16 protein-coding genes are annotated in these 18747 nt (G+C 57.1%); 7 read left to right on the top strand and 9 right to left on the bottom strand.

Going from position 1 to position 18747, the window contains the following annotated elements; all coding sequences use genetic code 11:
- Nucleotides 1-41: 41 nt before the first annotated feature.
- Both PVA19_RS11045 and PVA19_RS11040 read right to left on the bottom strand, forming a co-directional pair.
- Nucleotides 42-713, bottom strand: coding sequence for a DsbA family oxidoreductase (locus tag PVA19_RS11045; RefSeq protein ID WP_144620743.1), 672 nt, complete (start codon nt 711-713; stop codon nt 42-44).
- A 108-nt stretch (nt 714-821) separates the two neighbouring features.
- A complete protein-coding gene (locus PVA19_RS11040) occupies nt 822-2648 on the bottom strand; it encodes an extracellular solute-binding protein (protein WP_153311496.1) in 1827 nt (608 codons plus the stop codon).
- Nucleotides 2649-2966: 318 nt separating this feature from the next.
- Between PVA19_RS11040 and PVA19_RS11035 the strand changes: the two genes are divergently transcribed.
- Entirely contained in the window at nt 2967-3614 is a 648-nt protein-coding gene (locus PVA19_RS11035; RefSeq protein WP_062427402.1) for an invasion associated locus B family protein, read from the top strand.
- 81 nt (nt 3615-3695) lie between these two features.
- Here PVA19_RS11035 and hspQ read toward each other — a convergent pair whose 3' ends face one another.
- The 4 genes from hspQ to PVA19_RS11015 form a co-directional block, all read right to left on the bottom strand.
- On the bottom strand, nt 3696-4025 hold the full coding sequence (gene hspQ / locus PVA19_RS11030) for a heat shock protein HspQ (RefSeq protein ID WP_062437371.1): 330 nt from the start codon (nt 4023-4025) through the stop codon (nt 3696-3698).
- 74 nt (nt 4026-4099) lie between these two features.
- Entirely contained in the window at nt 4100-5017 is a 918-nt protein-coding gene (locus PVA19_RS11025) for a DMT family transporter (protein ID WP_274102447.1), read from the bottom strand.
- Between the two features lie 160 nt (nt 5018-5177).
- Nucleotides 5178-6587 (bottom strand): type I glutamate--ammonia ligase, encoded by a 1410-nt coding sequence (gene glnA, locus PVA19_RS11020; RefSeq protein ID WP_062437373.1) that lies wholly within the window; start codon nt 6585-6587, stop codon nt 5178-5180.
- Nucleotides 6588-6653: 66 nt separating this feature from the next.
- Nucleotides 6654-6992: a P-II family nitrogen regulator gene (locus PVA19_RS11015; protein ID WP_007753933.1), complete on the bottom strand. Its 339-nt coding sequence runs from the start codon at nt 6990-6992 to the stop codon at nt 6654-6656.
- A gap of 349 nt (nt 6993-7341) precedes the next feature.
- On the opposite strand from PVA19_RS11015, the gene PVA19_RS11010 reads away from it, so the two are divergent.
- Nucleotides 7342-8856 (top strand): NAD(P)H-hydrate dehydratase, encoded by a 1515-nt coding sequence (locus tag PVA19_RS11010; RefSeq protein WP_274102446.1) that lies wholly within the window; start codon nt 7342-7344, stop codon nt 8854-8856.
- An 8-nt stretch (nt 8857-8864) separates the two neighbouring features.
- Here the strand turns inward: PVA19_RS11010 and PVA19_RS11005 are convergent, their stop codons facing one another.
- Entirely contained in the window at nt 8865-9917 is a 1053-nt protein-coding gene (locus PVA19_RS11005) for a LacI family transcriptional regulator (RefSeq protein WP_274102445.1), read from the bottom strand.
- Between the two features lie 476 nt (nt 9918-10393).
- Here PVA19_RS11005 and PVA19_RS11000 point away from each other — a divergent pair, with 476 nt between their 5' ends.
- From PVA19_RS11000 to PVA19_RS10990, 3 genes are all read left to right on the top strand, one after another.
- A complete protein-coding gene (locus PVA19_RS11000; RefSeq protein ID WP_274102444.1) occupies nt 10394-12850 on the top strand; it encodes a beta-mannosidase in 2457 nt (818 codons plus the stop codon).
- Between the two features lie 87 nt (nt 12851-12937).
- Entirely contained in the window at nt 12938-13972 is a 1035-nt protein-coding gene (mgrA, locus tag PVA19_RS10995; RefSeq protein WP_274102443.1) for an L-glyceraldehyde 3-phosphate reductase, read from the top strand.
- A gap of 190 nt (nt 13973-14162) precedes the next feature.
- Nucleotides 14163-14492 carry an RcnB family protein gene (locus tag PVA19_RS10990; RefSeq protein ID WP_062427394.1) on the top strand — a complete coding sequence of 110 codons (330 nt, stop codon included), beginning with the start codon at nt 14163-14165 and terminating at the stop codon, nt 14490-14492.
- 50 nt (nt 14493-14542) lie between these two features.
- On the opposite strand, the gene PVA19_RS10985 is transcribed toward PVA19_RS10990, so the two are convergent.
- The gene (locus PVA19_RS10985; protein ID WP_274102442.1) at nt 14543-15748 is read right to left on the bottom strand and encodes a GTP-binding protein; all 1206 of its coding nucleotides are present in this window, start codon (nt 15746-15748) and stop codon (nt 14543-14545) included.
- Between the two features lie 80 nt (nt 15749-15828).
- On the bottom strand, nt 15829-16890 hold the full coding sequence (locus PVA19_RS10980) for a zinc ABC transporter substrate-binding protein (protein ID WP_274102441.1): 1062 nt from the start codon (nt 16888-16890) through the stop codon (nt 15829-15831).
- A gap of 103 nt (nt 16891-16993) precedes the next feature.
- On the opposite strand from PVA19_RS10980, the gene PVA19_RS10975 reads away from it, so the two are divergent.
- A complete protein-coding gene (locus tag PVA19_RS10975; RefSeq protein ID WP_274102440.1) occupies nt 16994-17938 on the top strand; it encodes an ATP-binding cassette domain-containing protein in 945 nt (314 codons plus the stop codon).
- Nucleotides 17931-18746 carry a zinc ABC transporter permease subunit ZnuB gene (gene znuB / locus PVA19_RS10970; protein WP_062427390.1) on the top strand — a complete coding sequence of 272 codons (816 nt, stop codon included), beginning with the start codon at nt 17931-17933 and terminating at the stop codon, nt 18744-18746. The genes PVA19_RS10975 and znuB overlap by 8 nt, the downstream gene beginning before the upstream one ends.
- Nucleotide 18747: the final 1 nt, after the last annotated feature.

Here is an 18747-nt window from a genome sequence, read left to right as displayed (position 1 = left end):
GCGGCGACGAGGCGCTACTCACGCCATTTCGGGCGCTGCGATCAGTTCATTGCCCTATGCTCTTCCGCTTTCATTTTGGCAATATCCCGCAGTGCATTAATAAGCACGTCCGGCGTTTGTGCGCCGCTGACGGCGTATTTCTGATCCAGGATAAAGAACGGGACCCCGGAAACGCCCATTTGCTGCGCCGCATCAATCTCGGCCTTGATCGTATCCTTATCAGCATCTGACGCCAGTAGGCGGGATACGAGTTCGCGGTCCATACCGCATTTACCTGCGACGTCGATCAGCACGGCATGATCGCCGATATTGCGGCCTTCTTCGAAGTTTGCCTTGAACAGTGCCGTGACGATTCTGTCCTGAAGCGCGCGGTCCTCGGCATGCGCCCAGAGCGAAAGCCGGTGCGCGTCAAGCGTGTTCGGACCGATTTTGATCGCCTCGAAATCATAGGCAATACCCACTTCACGACCGAGTTCGGTGAGCATCTTATGGGCCTGTTCGACGCGATCCTTGCCGCCGAGTTTCTTTTCCAACTCGACTTTCTGATCGACTCCTTCCGGCGGATAATCCGGGTTCAACTGATATGGACGCCAGTTGATGTCGACGCTGACTTCGTCCTGAACTTCAGCCAGGGCCAGATCGAGACGCGCTTTTCCGAGATAGCACCAGGGACACACCATGTCCGAGACGATGTCGATGACAATGCGTTGCATGGTGCTGTTCCTTCCTGTGTTTGAATAACGCCTCATCTAGATAGTCTGTGCTTACGGCACAAGGCGTTACCAAAAGGGAACCGTCACTGGTGGAGCGGCGCAAGCCTTCTACTGCGCGCGCGCGTCCCACCATGTCTGCTTCTGGTTTCCGGTGAGCGGGGTCTTCTCCGGCCGGTCGATATATTTCCAGCGGGCTACCCATTGTGCACCGATATAGTAGAGCGGAATCACATAGTGGCCAGCCGTCAGAAGCCGATCATAGGCGCGCACGGCAACCTCGAAATCTTCCGTCTCACGGGCCTGCAGCAAGGCCTCGATCATCCGGTCGACATCCGGGTCCGCAACGCCGGCATAATTGAAACTGCCGTTGGCATTTTTCGAGACCGAGCCCCAGCGATTGATCTGTTCTGCACCCGGCGACAAGGACGACGGGAAGGAACGGATGATCATGTCATAATCGAAGCTATTCGAGCGGGATTGATACTGCCCGTCATCCACGGAGCGGATCGCCATATCGACGCCGATCAGCTTCAGAGAACGCTGGTAGGCAAGCGCAATACGCTCCTGAGCAGGGTTTTGCGTCATGAGCTCGAAGCTCAGCGGCCTGCCATCCTTATCGACCATCTTGCCGTTCTTGATGGTCAAGCCAGCCTCACCGAGCTTGGAGACGGCTTTCTTCAGGACGGTGCGATCTGCGCCCGTTCCGTCGGTCGTCGGCATTTCGTAGGTGCCTGCCAGGATCTCCGGCGGCAGACGCTTTGCGGCGTCGCCGAGCAGCGCCAATTCCTTTTCGTTGGCCGGGTTGCCATAGGCACCGAGCTTGGAGTTCTGCCAGTAGCTTTGGGTTCGCTTGAAGGCGCCACCGAGAATGTTTCGGTTCATCCACTCGAAATCGAGCACGTAGGACAGTCCCTCACGCACCTTCTCGTCGGCAAACATAGGGCGACGGGTGTTGAAGACCAGACCGAACATGCCAGACGGTAGGCCCGGTTCGAAAACATCTTTCGAGATGTCGCCCCGCTGAACCGCCGGGAAATTATAAGCCTGGCCCCAGTGGGAGGTATCAGAGGTACCGTTGATTGCATCGCCTTCCGGATAGATGTCGATATCGCCCTTCTTGAAGGCTTCGAACATCGTCGTCACCTGCAGGAAGTAGGTGACGCTGATCTCGTCGTAATTATCGAAACCGATCTTCGAGGGAATATCCTTGCCCCAATAATTCTTGTCCCGTTCCCAGACGATCTGTTCGCCAGGTCGCAGGGTCTTGATTCGATAGGGACCGGAGCCGATCACCGGCCCGAGGCCTGCCTGCTCGAAGGTTTTGGCATCGATGGCGTGGGCGGGCAGGATCGGCGTGGAGGATGCCAGGATGAGAGGTGTCTCGCGATTGGCTTTTTCATTGAAGGTGAAGCGAACGCTGCGCTCGCCCACCTTTTCCATCTTGGCAACGCCATTCAGGCGGCTGTCGAAAGGCGGACGACCCTTTTCCTTCAAAAGATTGAAGCTGAAGATCACATCTTCCGGCGTGACGGGCTTGCCATCCTGCCAGTGGGCTTTCGGATTGAGGTTGAATTGGATGTAGGTTCGCTCATCGTCCCATTCGGCGCTTTCCGCCAGCAGGCCGTATAGGGTGAAGGGCTCGTCATGGGAGCGCTGCATCAGCGGTTCATAAAGAAGATTGCCGAATTCCGGGTCCCAAACGCCACGCGCGGTGGTGCGCATACCCTTCAAAACGAAGGGATTGAGCGCATCGAATGTGCCGACGACGCCGTAGGAGACGCGTCCGCCTTTCTTGACGTCCGGATTGACATAAGGAAGGTTCTTGAAGTCCGCCGGCAGGGCGGGTTTGCCATGCATCGAAATGCCGTGAAGCGGTTCAGCCATCGCCATGCCGGAGATAAGAAGGGCGGGAATGAGCGCCAAAAGGCTTCGCATGTCACTATCCTGTCGCATTCGGGCTGTTGATTCCAAGGTCGTGGGACCTGAACTCAAATCGCCTGTCTTGTTTGATTCCCGCGCAAATCTATCACAGCGGACAGGGGCATCCGATCATGGAAATCTTGTCGGATACAAGGAAAAAGTAAAAGAAATGCTGGATATCAGGTCGATCGGGATGTAACAGGAGTCCCGAAACACTCGGGTCACGCATTTGCCTCATTTAAACGACAGTGGAACGGGCAGACGGATACCGGCGATGTTGAGCGGTGCTCACATGAAGCGCTGCTTCGCATAAATTCAGGAGACGGAACTCTTATGATGCAAACTGCAAACACATTCACCCGGGCGGCCCTGTCTGCTCTCGTTCTTTCTCTGGGCGCCGTGTCTGCACCGGCTGTTTCTCAGGCTCAGCAGGCTGCCGCTCCGGCAGGCGCTCCGCCGCTGGGCTGGTTCAAGACCTGCAGCAAGCAGGAAGACAATGATGTTTGCGTCGTGCAGAATATCGTTCTTGCCCAGAACGGCCAGATGATCACCGCCGTTGGCCTGATCAGCGTCGAAGGCAAGGTCAACCGCAAGATCCTTCAGGTGTCCGTCCCGACTGCACGTCTTCTGCCTCCGGGCGTCGTCATGCAGATCGATGGCGGCAAGGGCCAGAAGCTCGATTACGCCGTCTGCCTTCCAGACAAGTGCACCGCTGAAGTGCAGCTGACGGATGCGATGATTGCAAGCCTGAAGAAGGGCAACGAAGTCGTCTTCACCTCGATCAACTTCCGTCGCGCTCCGAACCCGATCAAGATTGCGCTGAACGGCTTCACCGGTGCTTATGACGGCCAGCCGATCAGCCAGTCTCAGCTTGCCGAAAGCCAGCGTTCGCTGCAGGAAGGCATGCAGAAGAAGGCTGAGGAAGCCCGCAAGAAGCTGGAAGCAGCACAGGACGCTGCCAAGGCCAAGCCTGCAAACTAATCTGATCTGCAGAGATCAAAAAAAAGAACCGGCTTCGTTTGAGGCCGGTTTTTTCGTGTCTGGGTTTTGGGGCTTGCTGGCTCAATGCGTCATGGCCGACTTTGGCCTGAGTTCACCATTGGGAGTGGTGTCGAATATCCGGGTGATATTCGGATTGCGCAATGGCTGCTCGCTCTCGTCATGCACAAGGTTCTGCTCAGAGACGTATGCGACGTATTCCGTCTCATCGTTTTCCGCCAGCAGGTGGTAGAAGGGCTGGTCGCGGTCGGGGCGGATCTCAGCCGGGATCGCGTTCCACCATTCCTCGGTATTTGCGTATTCGGGATCAACGTCGAATATCACACCGCGGAACGGAAACACCTTGTGGCGAACGACTTCACCGATCGTAAATTTTGCGTTTCGTTGTTTCATGGCATGTCATCCTTTCCCCGTATAATTTGGGGTATGATGCGGAAATATCAAGATGTAGCGGTCTCAAGCGCCTATCAGCGGATTTTTCCCAAAGGTGCCGTTGCGAGAACCACGCCTCCTGTCACAAGTATAATGCCCACCGCATGATATGGTTCGAATGTCTCGCCAAGAAACAACACGGCCATGACGATGGATACTGGCGGCATCATGTAAAGCGTAATGCCGGCTGTAACCGGTCCGAACACGCGGACCGTATGCGTGAAGCAGTAGAAGGCCGCAATCGACGCAAAGAGAATGATACCACCAATCTTTGCCCAGGCCGTCGGCGTCGAGGGTAAAAGGCCGCCGTTGAAAAGTTCTATGCCAGCGAGTGGTGCCAGAACAAGAGCGCCGGAAAAGGCGATCGTGCCAAAGAGGCTCAGCGATGCGAGATCGCGCGCGGCGGGATCACGCAGCAGCAGGGAGTAGATTGCGAAGGCGATGGCGCCGCTCAAGATTGCGAGATCGCCAATGTTGAAATTCAATGCCCATAGTTGCGAGATATCTCCCTTCAGAACGATCTCCGCCACGCCGGCAAAGGCAATGAGCATACCAATGAGTTCAAGCCGTCTGATCGGTCGAGCCTGGAAGATGCGCTGAAAGATGATGATGAAGAGCGAGGATGTGGTGTAAATCAGCGTGCCGTTGGCGGCCGAGGTTTTTGTCAGGCCCCAATAGACCACGCCACCACACACCGCCATGCCAAGCGCGCCGAGCACAAACCAGAGCATTGTCTTCTTGCGGATGAAGGTGACGCAGGCGCGCCAGTCGCCCAGGATGAAGGGTAGCACGAAAAGGGTGGATAGCGACCAACGCAGAAATGCCGTGGTAAAGGGTGAGACTTCGCCGCTGATGCCGCGCCCGAATATCACATTGCTGGAGAAGAAGAAGGGAACGGCCAGAAAGATCAGCCAGTCACGCAGGCGAGGGGACGGGGCGGGGCTCATGGGCATTTCCAGTTTTCGCATGTGAGCAGACTACTCATCGGCGACCTGCTCGTTGGAAAGAGAAAGGCGCCCCGCAGGGCGCCTCAAGTCGTTCGATGGGCATATATCCTGCCAGGATGGCGTAAGGTTTGAGAGAGGCGCTCCGAAGAGCGCCTCACGCGAACCTTTAAGCCGAGTAGTACATGTCGAATTCGACAGGGTGCGGGGTCATTTCGAAACGCATGACTTCCTGCATCTTCAGTTCGATGAAGGCATCGATCTGGTCGTCGTCGAACACGCCACCAGCGGTCAGGAACTTGCGGTCCCTGTCGAGGCTTTCGAGCGCTTCGCGCAGGCTGCCGCAGACCGTTGGGATCTTCTTCAGTTCCTTTGGCGGCAGGTCGTAAAGATCCTTGTCCATCGGCTTGCCGGGATGGATCTTGTTCTTGATGCCGTCGAGGCCTGCCATCAGCATGGCGGCGAAGCCGAGATATGGGTTCTGGGTCGGGTCCGGGAAGCGGACTTCGACGCGCTTTGCTTTCGGGTTGGAGCCGAACGGAATGCGGCACGATGCCGAGCGGTTGCGTGCCGAGTAGGCGAGCAGAACCGGCGCCTCATAGCCCGGGACCAGACGCTTGTAGGAGTTGGTCGTCGGGTTGGTGAAGGCGTTGATCGCCTTGGCGTGCTTGATAATGCCGCCGATGTAATAGAGGCAGGTCTCGGAGAGGCCGGCATATTCATCGCCTGCGAAGGTTGGCTTGCCGCCCTTCCAGATAGACTGGTGAACGTGCATGCCCGAGCCGTTGTCGCCATAGATGGGCTTCGGCATGAAGGTTGCGGTTTTGCCGTAGGCGTTTGCGACCTGGTGGACCACATACTTGTAGATCTGCATCTTGTCGGCGCTGGAGACCAGGGTGTCGAACTTGACGCCGAGTTCGTGCTGCGCAGAGGCGACCTCGTGGTGGTGCTTTTCAACGACCACGCCCATTTCGCCAAGAACCGTCAGCATCTCGGAACGCATGTCCTGGAGGCTATCGACAGGTGGTACTGGGAAGTAGCCACCCTTGACGCGCGGACGGTGACCAAGGTTGCCGGTCTCGTAATCCGTATCGTCGTTGGATGGCAGTTCGGACGAGTCGAGCTTGAAGCCGGTATTGTAGGGATCGGCCTTGTACTTCACGTCGTCGAAGACGAAGAATTCAGGCTCGGGACCAACGAAAACCGTGTCACCGATACCCGACGCCTTGAGGTAGGCTTCAGCCTTCTTGGCCGTGCCGCGCGGGTCGCGGTTGTAGGATTCGCCGGAGATCGGATCGAGAATATCGCAGATGATGACCATGGTGGACTGCGCGAAGAACGGGTCCATATGAACGGTGGCTGGATCCGGCATCAGCACCATGTCGGACTCGTTGATGGCTTTCCATCCTCCGATGGAGGAGCCGTCGAACATGACGCCGTCGGCAAACATGTCCTCGTCCACGCAGGCCACGTCCATGGTGACGTGCTGCAGCTTGCCCTTTGGGTCTGTAAAGCGCAGGTCGACGAATTTTACATCGTTGTCCTTAATCTGCTTCAAGATATCATTGGCGGTGGTCATAGCAATTTTCCTTGAGTGGTAATGTTCAACCCGGTGAAGCATGAGCCTTTTTCGGCTCGTCTTTTTTTAAATGGCGTCAACACCCGTTTCACCCGTACGAATACGGATAACTTCTTCCACATTCGAGACGAAAATCTTTCCGTCGCCGATGCGCCCTGTCTGAGCGGCATTGCGAATCGCTTCGATCACAGCGTCCGCATTTTCATCTGCAAGCACCACCTCGACCTTCACCTTCGGCAGAAAGTCGACGACATATTCTGCGCCGCGATAAAGTTCAGTATGGCCTTTTTGACGACCAAAGCCCTTGGCTTCCGTAACCGTTATTCCCTGGAGGCCGACTTCCTGAAGGGCTTCCTTCACTTCATCGAGCTTGAAAGGCTTAATGATCGCTTCGATCTTTTTCATGAGAAAATATCTCTCCGCTTCTCCCGTTAAAGCGGTCTGTCCGCTCCGCCACAAGAATGCACGTATCGTGCCAGATCGGAAGCCGCTTTGGATAAAAAATCTGCGAAATCTGACGTCGAAGGGAACAATTCCGCGCGGTCTGAGCATGTTGAGTCCACAACATGCTCACCAACCGCGCCAAATATGGCAGAATTCATCTGAAGCGGCCACAATTACAATTCGTTAGCCTACACGCCCCGATGTCGTGTGGTTGCTAAAAAAATGATCATTTGACTTATTTTTAGTCTTTCTTTCTTGCCTTAAAAAGCGCCGGTTGCGTTTCGCCGCATTTTCCGATGAGGTGCGAATTATGACTCATTCCGTTCAATATCGTTTGGTCGATCCGGTTGCTATGAGCCGCATTGATGCCGCCGCTGAAGCCAGCGGGATTTCCATCATCTCGCTGATGGAGCGCGCAGGACAAGCGGTCGCTGCTTGCGCATTGCGGCACTATCCTGAAGCGCGCCGATACGCTGTGCTTTGTGGAGCAGGCAACAATGGCGGCGACGGTTTTGTTGCCGCTCGCGCTCTTCGTGAAGCGGGGGCGGATGTCGCGGTGTTCGTGTTCGGCGATGTGGTCAAGCTCAAAGGTGCCGCCCAGCAGGCTTATGAGGCGTGGATCGATGTTTCGGGCGATATCGGCAATCAATCGCTCGCCGCATTCACCCCGCGTGATGGCGACGTGGTCATCGACGGGATTTTCGGGGCAGGGCTTTCGCGCGAAGTTCCGCCGGAAGTTGCTGCGGTTATTCGCGCTGTGGGGCACGCAGGAACACCAGTCATTGCGATTGATCTTCCCTCGGGGCTCTGCGGCCGCCGGGGTGTTGCCCTCGGCTCTGCATTCAAGGCTGCCCGGACAGTAACCTTCGTGGCAAAGAAGCCGGGTCATATGCTGATGCCGGGACGCGAGTTTTGCGGTGCGCTGGAGGTGTTCGATATCGGCATTCCTCGACGCATCGTCGAAGCGAATGTTGGAGCTCTATGGGAAAACTCCCCCGATCTTTGGAAGAGTTATCTTGTCCATGATGATGTGGAGACGCACAAGTTCAAACGCGGTCATCTGACGGTCTTCGCAGGTCCGTCCCATTCGACAGGGGCCGCGCGGATGACGGCGATGTCCGGCTTGCGGGCAGGCGCCGGGATCGTGACGATCGCGGCTCCACAAGAGGCGATCTCCGTTCTTTCGGCGACACTCACGGCGGTGATGGTGACACCGATCGACGATGGAGACGCTCTCGGGGAATGGGCTGAAGACGCACGCCATGGGACTTATGTTCTCGGGCCTGGTTTTGGCGATCTGGAAAAAGCCAGAGCGTTCGTAGCGCTCCTCAAGGATCGCGCGCTCGTGCTCGATGCCGATGGGATTACGGCCTTCAAGGATGATACTCTCAAGCTCATTTCGCTCTTTTCCGAAGACGCGCCCAGGATCATGACGCCGCACGAGGGCGAGTTTGCACGACTGTTCCCGGATATTCATGCGGATGCCACACTAAGCAAAATCGAAAAGGCGCAAGCCGCTGCCAAATGCAGCAATGCCGTCATCATCTACAAGGGAGCCGATACGGTGATTGCAGCTCCCGACGGTCGGGCAAGCGTCAACACCAACGCACCCTCGTCGCTGGCGACTGCGGGATCTGGCGATGTGCTGGCCGGTATCTGCGGCGCGCTTTTGGCGCAGCAGGTGCCGGCATTCGAAGCTGCCGCTGCGGCCGTTTGGTTGCATGGGGAGATGGGGCAGAGGCTTGGGCCGGGCTTGATCGCCGAAGATCTGGCATCGGCGGTACGGCCATTCGAGGCTTTCGAGGCGAGGGTCAGGACAGGCTGACGAGTGTGTTACAGCTTCGGCGTATGGCTGGACCAGACGGGCTTGCTGATCGTCTGAAGTTCTGACGTCGGTCTGCCCTCTATGCGTGCCAGCACGGCACGGGCAAGCTCGCGACCCGCCAGCTTGATATCCTCGTTCATTGTATGGATTTCCGGTCGGAGCCAGTTGAGAAAGTCGGCTGACTGTTTCGACACGATATCCACATCCGTTCCGACCTTCTTGCCACTCGCTTCGATCCCGGCCACGATCGCAATCGTCGAACTGCCACTGATCGACACGATGCCATCCGGCACATCGCTGCCGCTCATCAACCGTGCCGTTTCCTGCTTCAGCTCCTCCAAAGGCGTGTCGTTGTTGATATTGGGCAGGGCGAACTCAGTGATCCCAAAGTCTTTCAATCCACGCTCAAATCCGCGACGGGCAAAGTCGTGATAGGAGAACTGGCTTTGCGGCAGCAGCACGGCCACGCGTTTCCTGCCGCACTGGGCTAAGCGCTTCATCGCCTCGTAGACATAGGCTTCGTTATCGAAGTCATGAAAGGGGTGATCGATGCCCATGCTGCTTCTGCCATGGGTGGCGAAGGGCATGTTGCGCTCGGTCATCAGGCGCACGCGTGGATCTTCGGGGCGGACCTTGGAAATGATGACGCCATCTGCCGATCCCGTCTCCAGAATGTAGCGGATTGGGGTCATCGTGTCCTTGGCATGCGTGTGGGGTGTGACGACAAGATGGTAGGGTGTGTTGGTCAAAACCTCGGTGATGCCGAAGACCATCTGCGAGGTAAAACCCATCAACTCTTCATCGACGCTGAGAACCAGCGCAATGACATTGGTCTTTCCGGTGCGAAGGCGAACGCCGGCACGGTTCGGCTGATAGCCGATCTGGCGGGCGACACGCCGCACGCGCTCCTTGGTATCCGCCCCGATATCGGGTGCGTCTTTCAAGGCGCGGGAGACTGTAGTGATGCCGAGACCCGTCATATAGGCAATGGTCTTCAGCGTCGGGCGTTCATTGGACGAAAGCGCTTGGCCGCCTGCTTCTATGTCCGTGCTATCGTTCATTTGCCGCCGCCTCCCATAACCGGACGGGCATCGTAGTGCGGTTTTATTCCATTGCAAAGCTCAAGGTGTCGTAACCGGTACGGCTTGTGACTTGGAGCGTCTGAAACGATGCAGGTTGGATGGCGTGAGAGAGGTTGAAAGGTTGGTGTGAGAAGGGGAGATAGTAGGACATATTGACGACAACAAGGGGATGATTTGTTTCCAAATGATCTTAAAAAACTCTTCTAGTTAGCTGATATTCAAAATATATGTTGATTTCTTACGCTTGATCTTGGCTGACGTAAATCCCGATGTGTGTTGATCGAACTTTTCGGGCGTGACGGTCATAGTTTTTTACGATAACGTTTCTGCCCGGAGGAATTCTCGATCTGATTTTTCATGGCTGCGGAAAGAGCGACGACTCGTTTTGACCGCATTGCTGACAGTGGATGGAGTCGCAACGCCATGGCCGTTGCGTAATAAGCAAGGCAGTGAAAATGGCATCAACTTACGCAAGCGATCTCGTTATCGATCTTTCAGGCCAGTGGCGTCTGGCATCGGCCGAGGGTGATCATGCAACCACCATAACGATCCCGGGTGACGTCCATACGGCGCTCCATGAGGCATCGATCATTCCCGATCCCTACTTTGGCCGTAACGAGAACGACGTGCAGTGGGTGGCGCATCGCGACTGGATCATCGAGCGCCGTTTTACGGTCGATGATGTCGATGCCGACTGGTATCTCGATATCGACAATCTCGACACGGTGGCCGTCGTCTTCGTCAATGATGTGCCGGTGCTTGCAGCCGACAATTGTTTCCGTCGCTACCGACCGGACGTGTCCTCGGCTCTCCAGCCGGGTGAAAACGTCATCCGCATCCATTTCCATTCCAGCATAAAGGCAGGCGCGGACCGCCAGGCGGCTCAGCCTTTTTATGTGCCGTATCACCCGGGCAACTCACCCATCCCCAACGGCAATCTTCTGCGAAAACCGCAGTGCCATTTCGGCTGGGATTGGAACATCGCGATAGCGCCACTCGGTATTTATGGAAACATCATGCTGCGCCGGCTTGAGACAGCGCGCATTGAGCATGTCACGACCACGCAGCATCATAAGGATGGCGGTGTTGAACTGCATGTCGAGGTGACACTCCATGCCGCCCAGCCTGCCAGTCTGCCCGTGCATCTGTCGCTCGGCGATGAACGGCTACGCCTCGATTGTGGCGTCTCTGCCGGCGAAACTGTCATCCGCCAGGTGTTCTTCGTCGAGAATCCCAAGCTCTGGTGGCCGGCAGGCAGCGGCGAGCAGGCGCTCTATACGCTGAGCGTCGAATTGCCAGACGAGACGATGACCCGTCAGATCGGCTTGCGCACAGTCGAGCTTTTGACCGACAAGGATGAGGCCGGCAGCCGTTTTACGCTTTGCGTTAATGGCCGTGAGATCTTCTGCCGCGGCGCGAACTGGATCCCTTCGGACGCGCTGTTTTCGCTCTCAAGTGCAGAAAAGACGGAAGACCTGCTTCTGTCCGCGGTCGAAGCCAATATGAACATGATCCGCGTCTGGGGCGGTGGCTTCTACGAGCCGGACTGGTTCTATGATCTCTGCGACCGGTTGGGCCTGATGGTATGGCAGGATTTCATGTTTGCCTGCAATCTTTACCCTTGCACCGAAGACTTCCTCGACAATGTCGAGCTCGAGGTCGATTACCAGGTAAAGCGGCTGGCCTCGCATCCCTCGATCGCGCTCTGGTGCGGCGACAATGAACTCGTTGGAGCGCTTAACTGGTTCGAAGAGTCCCGCAACAATCGCGACCGCTATCTTGTCGCCTATGATCGCCTCAACCGCACCATCGAGCGCGCGCTGAGGAAGGCGGCCCCGTCGGCCATCTGGTGGCCGTCAAGCCCGGCCTCCGGTTATCTGGACTATGGCGATGCATGGCACGCGGATGGTTCGGGCGACATGCATTACTGGTCCGTCTGGCACGAGAACAAATCCTTCGATGATTACCGGACGGTGCGTCCGCGGTTCTGCTCGGAGTTCGGTTTTCAGTCCTATACGTCCATGCCGATTATCCGCACCTATGCGGACAACAAGGACATGAACATCGCGTCGCCTGTGATCGAGCTCCACCAGAAGAATGCGGGCGGCAATGAGCGCATTGCCGCAACGATGTTCCGCTATTTCCGCTTCCCGAAGGACTTCGAGAACTTCGTCTATGTCAGCCAGGTGCAACAGGCGCTCGCCATCAAGACGGCCGTCGAATATTGGCGTTCGCTCAAACCCCATTGCATGGGCACGCTCTATTGGCAGCTGAACGACACCTGGCCGGTCGCCTCGTGGTCGAGCCTCGACTATGGCGGTAGCTGGAAAGCCCTTCATTATGCGGCACGGCGCTTCTTCCAGCCGGTCGCCGTGTCAGCCGTTCCGTCTGAAGACGGTAAGTCGGTTCGCTTCTCCATGGTCAACGATACGTTGGATGACGTCGAAATCGACATGAACATCTTCGCGCTGGCGCTCGACGGCGTTCGGATTCCGCTGAAATCTGCCAGCGGCACCTGCGGACCGGATGCCGCCTCGCTCTTGACCGAGATCGACCTGGATCAAATTCCAACCGGCGCGCTGCTCTCCTGGAATTTCATCGCCTCCAACGGCATGCTGGGCGAGGGGCATCACGTGCGAGATACCTACAAGGCGCTCGATCTGCAACCATCGGGTCTCAGCCATCGGGTAACGGCGCTGGACAATGGTGACTTCGAGGTGGAGGTTCAGGCGCAAGGTCTTGCGCTTTTTGTCATGGTGGAAGCCGATATCGCCGGGCGCTATTTTGACAACCTCTTCGATCTGGCTGCGGGAGAAAGCCGTCGCATCGTCTTCTCGCCAAGCGACAAGTCGCAGACGGCCAAGCCGTCGTTTAAGCTGTTCGATCTGTACACATCGCAGTCACAGGCTTGAAAGCCGACTTTGATCTTCTAATCTAAACTGCACCACGATCCGCCGCCTCCGCGGCGGATAAGCAATTCCATACAAGGGAGGAAAACCATGGCCTGGCAACCGGCTGAAAACCGCTACGCATCCATGAAGTACAATCATTGCGGCCGCACCGGCCTGAAGCTTCCGGCCATATCGCTCGGCCTCTGGCACAATTTCGGCAACGATTTCTCCCACAAGACGAAGCAGGAGATTTGCCGCAAAGCCTTCGATCTCGGCATCACCCATTTCGATCTTGCGAACAATTACGGTCCGCCTCCAGGCAGCGCCGAGAGCGCCTTCGGCGAAATCCTCAAAACCGATTTTGCCGGTTATCGTGATGAGCTGATCATCTCCTCCAAGGCGGGCTACAATATGTGGCCCGGTCCTTATGGCGAATGGGGTAGCCGCAAATATCTGATCTCGTCCTGCGACCAGAGCCTGAAGCGCATGGGTCTCGACTATGTCGATATCTTCTATTCCCACCGCTTCGATCCGGACACGCCACTGGAAGAGACCTGCGGCGCGCTCGATCACATCGTGCGGTCGGGCAGGGCGCTCTATGTCGGCATCTCGTCGTATAATTCGCAGCGCACCCGTGAGGCTGCGGCGATCCTGAAAGATCTCGGTACGCCCTGCATCATCCATCAGCCGAGCTATTCGATGATCAACCGCTGGATCGAGGAGGACGGCCTAGTCGATACGCTGGAGGAACTCGGCATCGGCTCCATCGTCTTTTCTCCGCTGGCACAGGGCATGCTGACGACGAAGTATCTTAACGGCGTGCCGGATGCGAGCCGCGCCAGCCAGAACAAGTCGCTCAACCCCGCCTTCCTCAATGATCGCAACATCGAGAACATACGTGGGCTGAATGCCATCGCCGAAAGGCGTAGACAGACGCTGGCGCAGATGGCGATTGCCTGGGTGCTGCGCGGCGGTCACATCACCTCTGCACTGATCGGCGCAAGCCGGCCTGAACAGGTGGAAGATTGCGTGAAGGCTCTTGAGAAGCCGGACTTCACCGCGGACGAACTGGCCGAAATCGATCGCTATGCACGAGATGCGGATATCAACCTCTGGGCCAAATCTGCCGAACTGAAAAAGTAAGGCAAGAGCACCGCTCGGGCATTCTAGTCCGAGCGGCCACCGTCGACTTGCTCGTCACATTAGAGATTGTGAACTTTAATTTCTTCCTCTAAGTTCTAGTCAACATTACGATATTGTAATTTCATGCTTCAGTTTCCATTCATCCTCGGCGCGGTAGGGTCATCCCATCATAACAGGAAAGGAAACACCCATGAAAAAGCTCGTCACCGTTTTTCTGGCTGCGACAATTCTCGCAGCGCCGATGGCCCAGGCGCAGGGTCGCCATGACTACGGGCATGACCGCCGTGGGGTTCACGAACGGACTGTCACGACCAAGAAGGTGATCATCAAGAAGCACCGCTGGGACCGCGGTCAGCGTTTGACGCCGGCCGAGCGACGTCACTTCGTCGACCGTCGTGAATATCGCCGCTATCACCTCAGAGAACCGCGCCGCAATGAGCGCTGGGTGCGCGTCGACAACCAATTCCTGTTGATCAATGCCGTCAGCGGCCTGATCATCGGCCTCGCCGCAGCGCGGTAACCAATGAACAGGAAAGCGGGCGCATCGAGCGCCCGCTTTCTTTTGCAGGGTCAGGCTGCCTGTCTGTTCCAATCGGGGAATGGATCGTTCAGGGTCTGCCAGGCATCCGGCGTAAAGCTTTTGGCATTGACGAGGCAGGCATCGAGTTCATGGCGAAGTGCTGCCTCGCTCATGGGGTCTGCGCCGATGAAGACGATCTCTTGTCGCCTGTCTCCCCAGATAGTGTCCATGTAAGGTGCCAGCATCTTCTCGAAGCTCGGATCATCCGGCCAACGTGTTTTTGGCACGGAGGACCACCAGAGCCCCATCTTGCCGGTTTTCACCAAGGCGCCCGCCTGGCTGATTTCGCCAACATGGTTGGGCCGCGTAGCCAGCCAGAAGAAGCCCTTGGCGCGGATGACGCCCGGCCAGTCGCGGTTGATGAAGGCATGGAAGCGGGCGGGGTCGAAGGGCCTCTTTGCCCGATAAACGAAGGAGCGGATGCCGTATTCTTCCGTTTCCGGTATGTGGTCCTTGAAGCCATGCAACTCCTTGAACCAGAGCGGATGCGTTTCCGCCTTGGCAAAATCGAAAAGGCCGGTGCCGAGTATCTCCGCTGAATCGACTTGTCCGAAATCGGCCTCGACAAGACGTGCGTCGGGATTGAGGCCGACGACGATCTTGCGGGCAGCATCAAGCTCTGCGGGGCTCGCGGCCGAGACCTTGTTCAGCACCACGACATTGGCAAATTCGATTTGTTCGACCAGGAGATCGACGAGCGTCCGATCGTCACCTTGGCCCGCCGTTTCGCCGCGATCCGCCAGAAAGTCAGCCGAGCCGTAGTCCTTCAGCAGATTGGCGCAATCGACCACGGTGACCATGGTATCAAGCTGCGCGACATCCGACAGGCTGTCACCCTTGTCGTCCCGGAAGTCGAATGTGGCCGCAACGGGCAGCGGTTCGGCAATGCCGGTGGACTCGATCAGCAGGTAATCGAAACGATCCTGCTCTGCCAATTGCCTGACCTCGTTCAGGAGGTCGTCTCTCAGCGTGCAACAGATGCAGCCATTGGTCATGTCGACCAGCTGCTCCTGCGTTCGGGACAGGTTCGCTCCGCCATCGCGAATAAGAGCCGCATCGATGTTGACCTCGCTCATATCGTTGACGATCACCGCGACCCGCAGTCCCTCGCGATTACCGAGAATATGATTGAGAAGGGTGGTTTTGCCGGCTCCGAGAAAGCCGGACAGAACTGTAACAGGCAGCTTCTTTTTCATATCACAACCTCATTTGTTATAACATTACATAGATGGTCCGAAAGAAGGGCGGTCCGTGCCGCCCTTTGTCTCCCGTCAGATCAGGACAGGCAGTTCTTCAGCGAATTGGCGATGCCGCGCATCAGCTTGAAATAGAGATCGGGTCCCGCTTCCAGCGTGCCGGCCTCCGGATCAAGCGTACCGGATTTGGCGTTTGTGCCTTCGATTACGACGTTGACCAGCTTCGGCTCGAATTGCGGTTCAGCAAATACGCAGGTCGCGTTGAGTTCCTTGACCTTGGCCTGGATCTGCTTGATGCGGTCGGCACCCGGCATGTTTTCAGGGCTGACGGTGATGGAGCCTGCCGTCTTCACACCGTAACGGTGTTCGAAATACTGGTAGGCATCATGGAAAACGATGAAGGGCTTGTCCTTGATCGGCGCGACGGTTGCCTCAAGCTCCTTGTCGAGCGCGTCGAGATTGTCGACCAGCTTCTTGGTGTTTTCCTGATAGGTCTTGGCATTGGCCGGATCGGCGGTCATCAGCGTCTTTTCGATTTCCGTCGCCATGGCCCTTGCATTGGCAGGATCCAGCCAAAGATGCATGTCGTATTCGCCGTGGTCGTGTCCGTCCTCATGGGCATGCGCGTGCTCACCCTCATGTGCGTGGTCGTGACCTTTTTCGCCTTCATGCGCATGATCATGACCCTCGTGATCGTGCTTATCGTCGCCCTCGTGAGCATGGTTATGGCCCTCGGCCTCCGCATGGTCATGACCTTCATGGTCGCCATGGTCATGGGCTTCGAAGGGGCCGCCTTCGCGGAAACTCAGCTTTTCGATGCCAGGCGCGTCGTCCAGTTCGACGACTGTTGCCTTTCCGGCCAGCGATTCCAGCGGCTTTTCCAGAAACTTTTCCAGTCCGTCACCGACCCAAAACACAACATCTGCATTTTCGAGCGCTTTGGCATTGGACGGCTTGAGGCTGTAGGTGTGGGGTGATGCACCGCCATCGACGATGACCTGCGGCACTGCGACGCCCTCCATGATGGCTGCCACTAGCGAGTGGATCGGCTTGATAGACACAACGACATTCGGCGCGGCCATGGCATTGGAGGCGCCGATCATGGCGGCAGAGGCGAGGAGGAGGGCGGCGAGTGACTTCATAGGGTATGCTCCACTTGTATCGAAGTGTAATGTTATTACATAAGTTGCGTAACGCTATAACGTATGCCATAGCCATGTGCAACAGCCGCAATCGGAAAATCCCATGCTTCATTCTCCGGCCAAAAACAACGGAAATCTCGTCTCCCTGTCCAGTGCAGGCGTGAGACGGAGCGGGCGTTGGCTGGTACGCGGCGTCGACTTTTCCGTCCGTCGCGGTGAGATCGTGACGCTGATTGGACCGAATGGCTCTGGCAAGTCCACGAGTGCCAAGATGGCGATCGGCGTGATGAAGCCGGATGAAGGAAAGGTCGAGCGTTTGGCTGGCCTGAAGGTTGGCTATGTGCCGCAAAAGCTTTCCGTCGACTGGACGATGCCTTTGACCGTCTGGCGGCTGATGACGCTGACCGGAGCCCTGCCGCCACGTGAAATTGACGCGGCGTTGAATGCCACCGGCATCGCGCATCTCGCCAAGGCCGAGGTCCAGCATCTTTCCGGTGGAGAGTTCCAGCGTGCGCTTCTGGCGCGTGCGATTGCCCGCAAGCCCGATCTGCTTGTTCTGGATGAGCCGGTTCAGGGTGTGGATTTTTCCGGAGAGATTGCGCTTTATGATCTTATCAAGACCATCCGCAATTCCACCGGCTGCGGCATTCTCCTGATCTCCCACGATCTGCACGTTGTGATGGCGGAGACCGATACGGTCATTTGCCTGAATGGCCATGTCTGCTGCCGTGGGACGCCGCAGGCCGTGAGCCAGAGCCCGGAATATATGCGCCTCTTTGGCGGTGCGGCTGCCAAGGGGCTGGCAGTCTATAGCCACCACCATGATCACACGCATCTGCCGGATGGACGCGTCATGCATTCCGACGGCTCGGTGACGGACCATTGCCATCCCGATGACGGGCATCATCATGAGCATGATCACACCCATGATCACGTCCACGCTCATAATCATTCCCATGATGAACAAGAAGATGCCTGCGGCTGCGGCCATCACCACGATCATCGCTCTGATGACACGACCCATGCGCCCGGAGTGAAGCATGTTTGACGACTTCTTCATCCGCGCCATCTTTGCAGGCGTCGGCGTCGCGCTGACCGCCGGGCCGCTTGGCTGCTTCGTGGTCTGGCGGCGCATGGCCTATTTCGGCGATACGATGGCCCATTCCGCGCTCTTGGGTGTGGCGCTCTCGCTGCTGTTTCAATTGAACCTGATCGTCAGCGTCTTTCTCGTTGCCGCGGCGGTGTCTCTGCTGTTGCTCTTGCTGCAACGGCGTCAAGCTCTGTCGGCGGATGCGCTGCTGGGTATCCTGTCGCATTCCGCACTTGCCTTTGGTCTCGTCATCGTTGCCTTCATGACATGGGTGCGGATCGATCTTGTCGCCTTTCTCTTCGGCGATATTCTTGCCGTCTCGGTCACCGATATTCAGATGGTCTGGGGTGGCGGAATCCTTGTGCTCCTGGCGATCGTCTATCTTTGGAAGCCGCTTCTGGCCTCCACGGTCAATGCCGAGCTGGCTGAGGCGGAAGGACTGCGGCCGGAACGTTCGAAGCTTCTCTTCATGCTGCTGATGGCGCTCGTCATTGCCATCGCCATGAAGATCGTCGGCATCATGCTGATCACATCGCTGCTGATCATTCCAGCAGCAACGGCCAGACGCTTTTCGTCGACACCGGAAATCATGGCGGTGCTGGCGTCGCTCATCGGTGCTGTCGCCGTCATCGGCGGACTGATGGGATCGCTGCAATACGACACGCCGTCCGGCCCGTCGATTGTCGTCGCCGCCGTCTTGCTTTTCGTCTTGAGTCTTTTGCCTGTGCCGGGACGGTCGCGCAGTGCCGAGCAGGGAGTGAACTGAT

The organism is Agrobacterium sp. CNPSo 3708, from assembly GCF_028674915.1.
GTDB lineage: Bacteria > Pseudomonadota > Alphaproteobacteria > Rhizobiales > Rhizobiaceae > Agrobacterium > Agrobacterium cavarae.
The sequence above is the reverse complement of the archived record's forward strand: the minus strand, read 5'-3'. Positions and strand labels throughout refer to the sequence as shown.

What these genes read in the sequence shown, in the direction of transcription:
- PVA19_RS10990 (WP_062427394.1), top strand. Translation starts at nt 14,163, where the DNA reads ATGAAAAAGCTCGTCACCGTTTTTCTGGCTGCGACAATTCTCGCAGCG.
- PVA19_RS11040 (WP_153311496.1), bottom strand. Translation starts at nt 2,648, where the DNA reads ATGCGAAGCCTTTTGGCGCTCATTCCCGCCCTTCTTATCTCCGGCATG.
- PVA19_RS10985 (WP_274102442.1), bottom strand. Translation starts at nt 15,748, where the DNA reads ATGAAAAAGAAGCTGCCTGTTACAGTTCTGTCCGGCTTTCTCGGAGCC.
- glnA (WP_062437373.1), bottom strand. Translation starts at nt 6,587, where the DNA reads ATGACCACCGCCAATGATATCTTGAAGCAGATTAAGGACAACGATGTA.
- PVA19_RS11000 (WP_274102444.1), top strand. Translation starts at nt 10,394, where the DNA reads ATGGCATCAACTTACGCAAGCGATCTCGTTATCGATCTTTCAGGCCAG.
- hspQ (WP_062437371.1), bottom strand. Translation starts at nt 4,025, where the DNA reads ATGAAACAACGAAACGCAAAATTTACGATCGGTGAAGTCGTTCGCCAC.
- PVA19_RS11015 (WP_007753933.1), bottom strand. Translation starts at nt 6,992, where the DNA reads ATGAAAAAGATCGAAGCGATCATTAAGCCTTTCAAGCTCGATGAAGTG.
- PVA19_RS11035 (WP_062427402.1), top strand. Translation starts at nt 2,967, where the DNA reads ATGATGCAAACTGCAAACACATTCACCCGGGCGGCCCTGTCTGCTCTC.
- PVA19_RS11010 (WP_274102446.1), top strand. Translation starts at nt 7,342, where the DNA reads ATGACTCATTCCGTTCAATATCGTTTGGTCGATCCGGTTGCTATGAGC.
- znuB (WP_062427390.1), top strand. Translation starts at nt 17,931, where the DNA reads ATGTTTGACGACTTCTTCATCCGCGCCATCTTTGCAGGCGTCGGCGTC.
- PVA19_RS10980 (WP_274102441.1), bottom strand. Translation starts at nt 16,890, where the DNA reads ATGAAGTCACTCGCCGCCCTCCTCCTCGCCTCTGCCGCCATGATCGGC.
- PVA19_RS11045 (WP_144620743.1), bottom strand. Translation starts at nt 713, where the DNA reads ATGCAACGCATTGTCATCGACATCGTCTCGGACATGGTGTGTCCCTGG.
- PVA19_RS11005 (WP_274102445.1), bottom strand. Translation starts at nt 9,917, where the DNA reads ATGAACGATAGCACGGACATAGAAGCAGGCGGCCAAGCGCTTTCGTCC.
- PVA19_RS11025 (WP_274102447.1), bottom strand. Translation starts at nt 5,017, where the DNA reads ATGCCCATGAGCCCCGCCCCGTCCCCTCGCCTGCGTGACTGGCTGATC.
- PVA19_RS10975 (WP_274102440.1), top strand. Translation starts at nt 16,994, where the DNA reads ATGCTTCATTCTCCGGCCAAAAACAACGGAAATCTCGTCTCCCTGTCC.
- mgrA (WP_274102443.1), top strand. Translation starts at nt 12,938, where the DNA reads ATGGCCTGGCAACCGGCTGAAAACCGCTACGCATCCATGAAGTACAAT.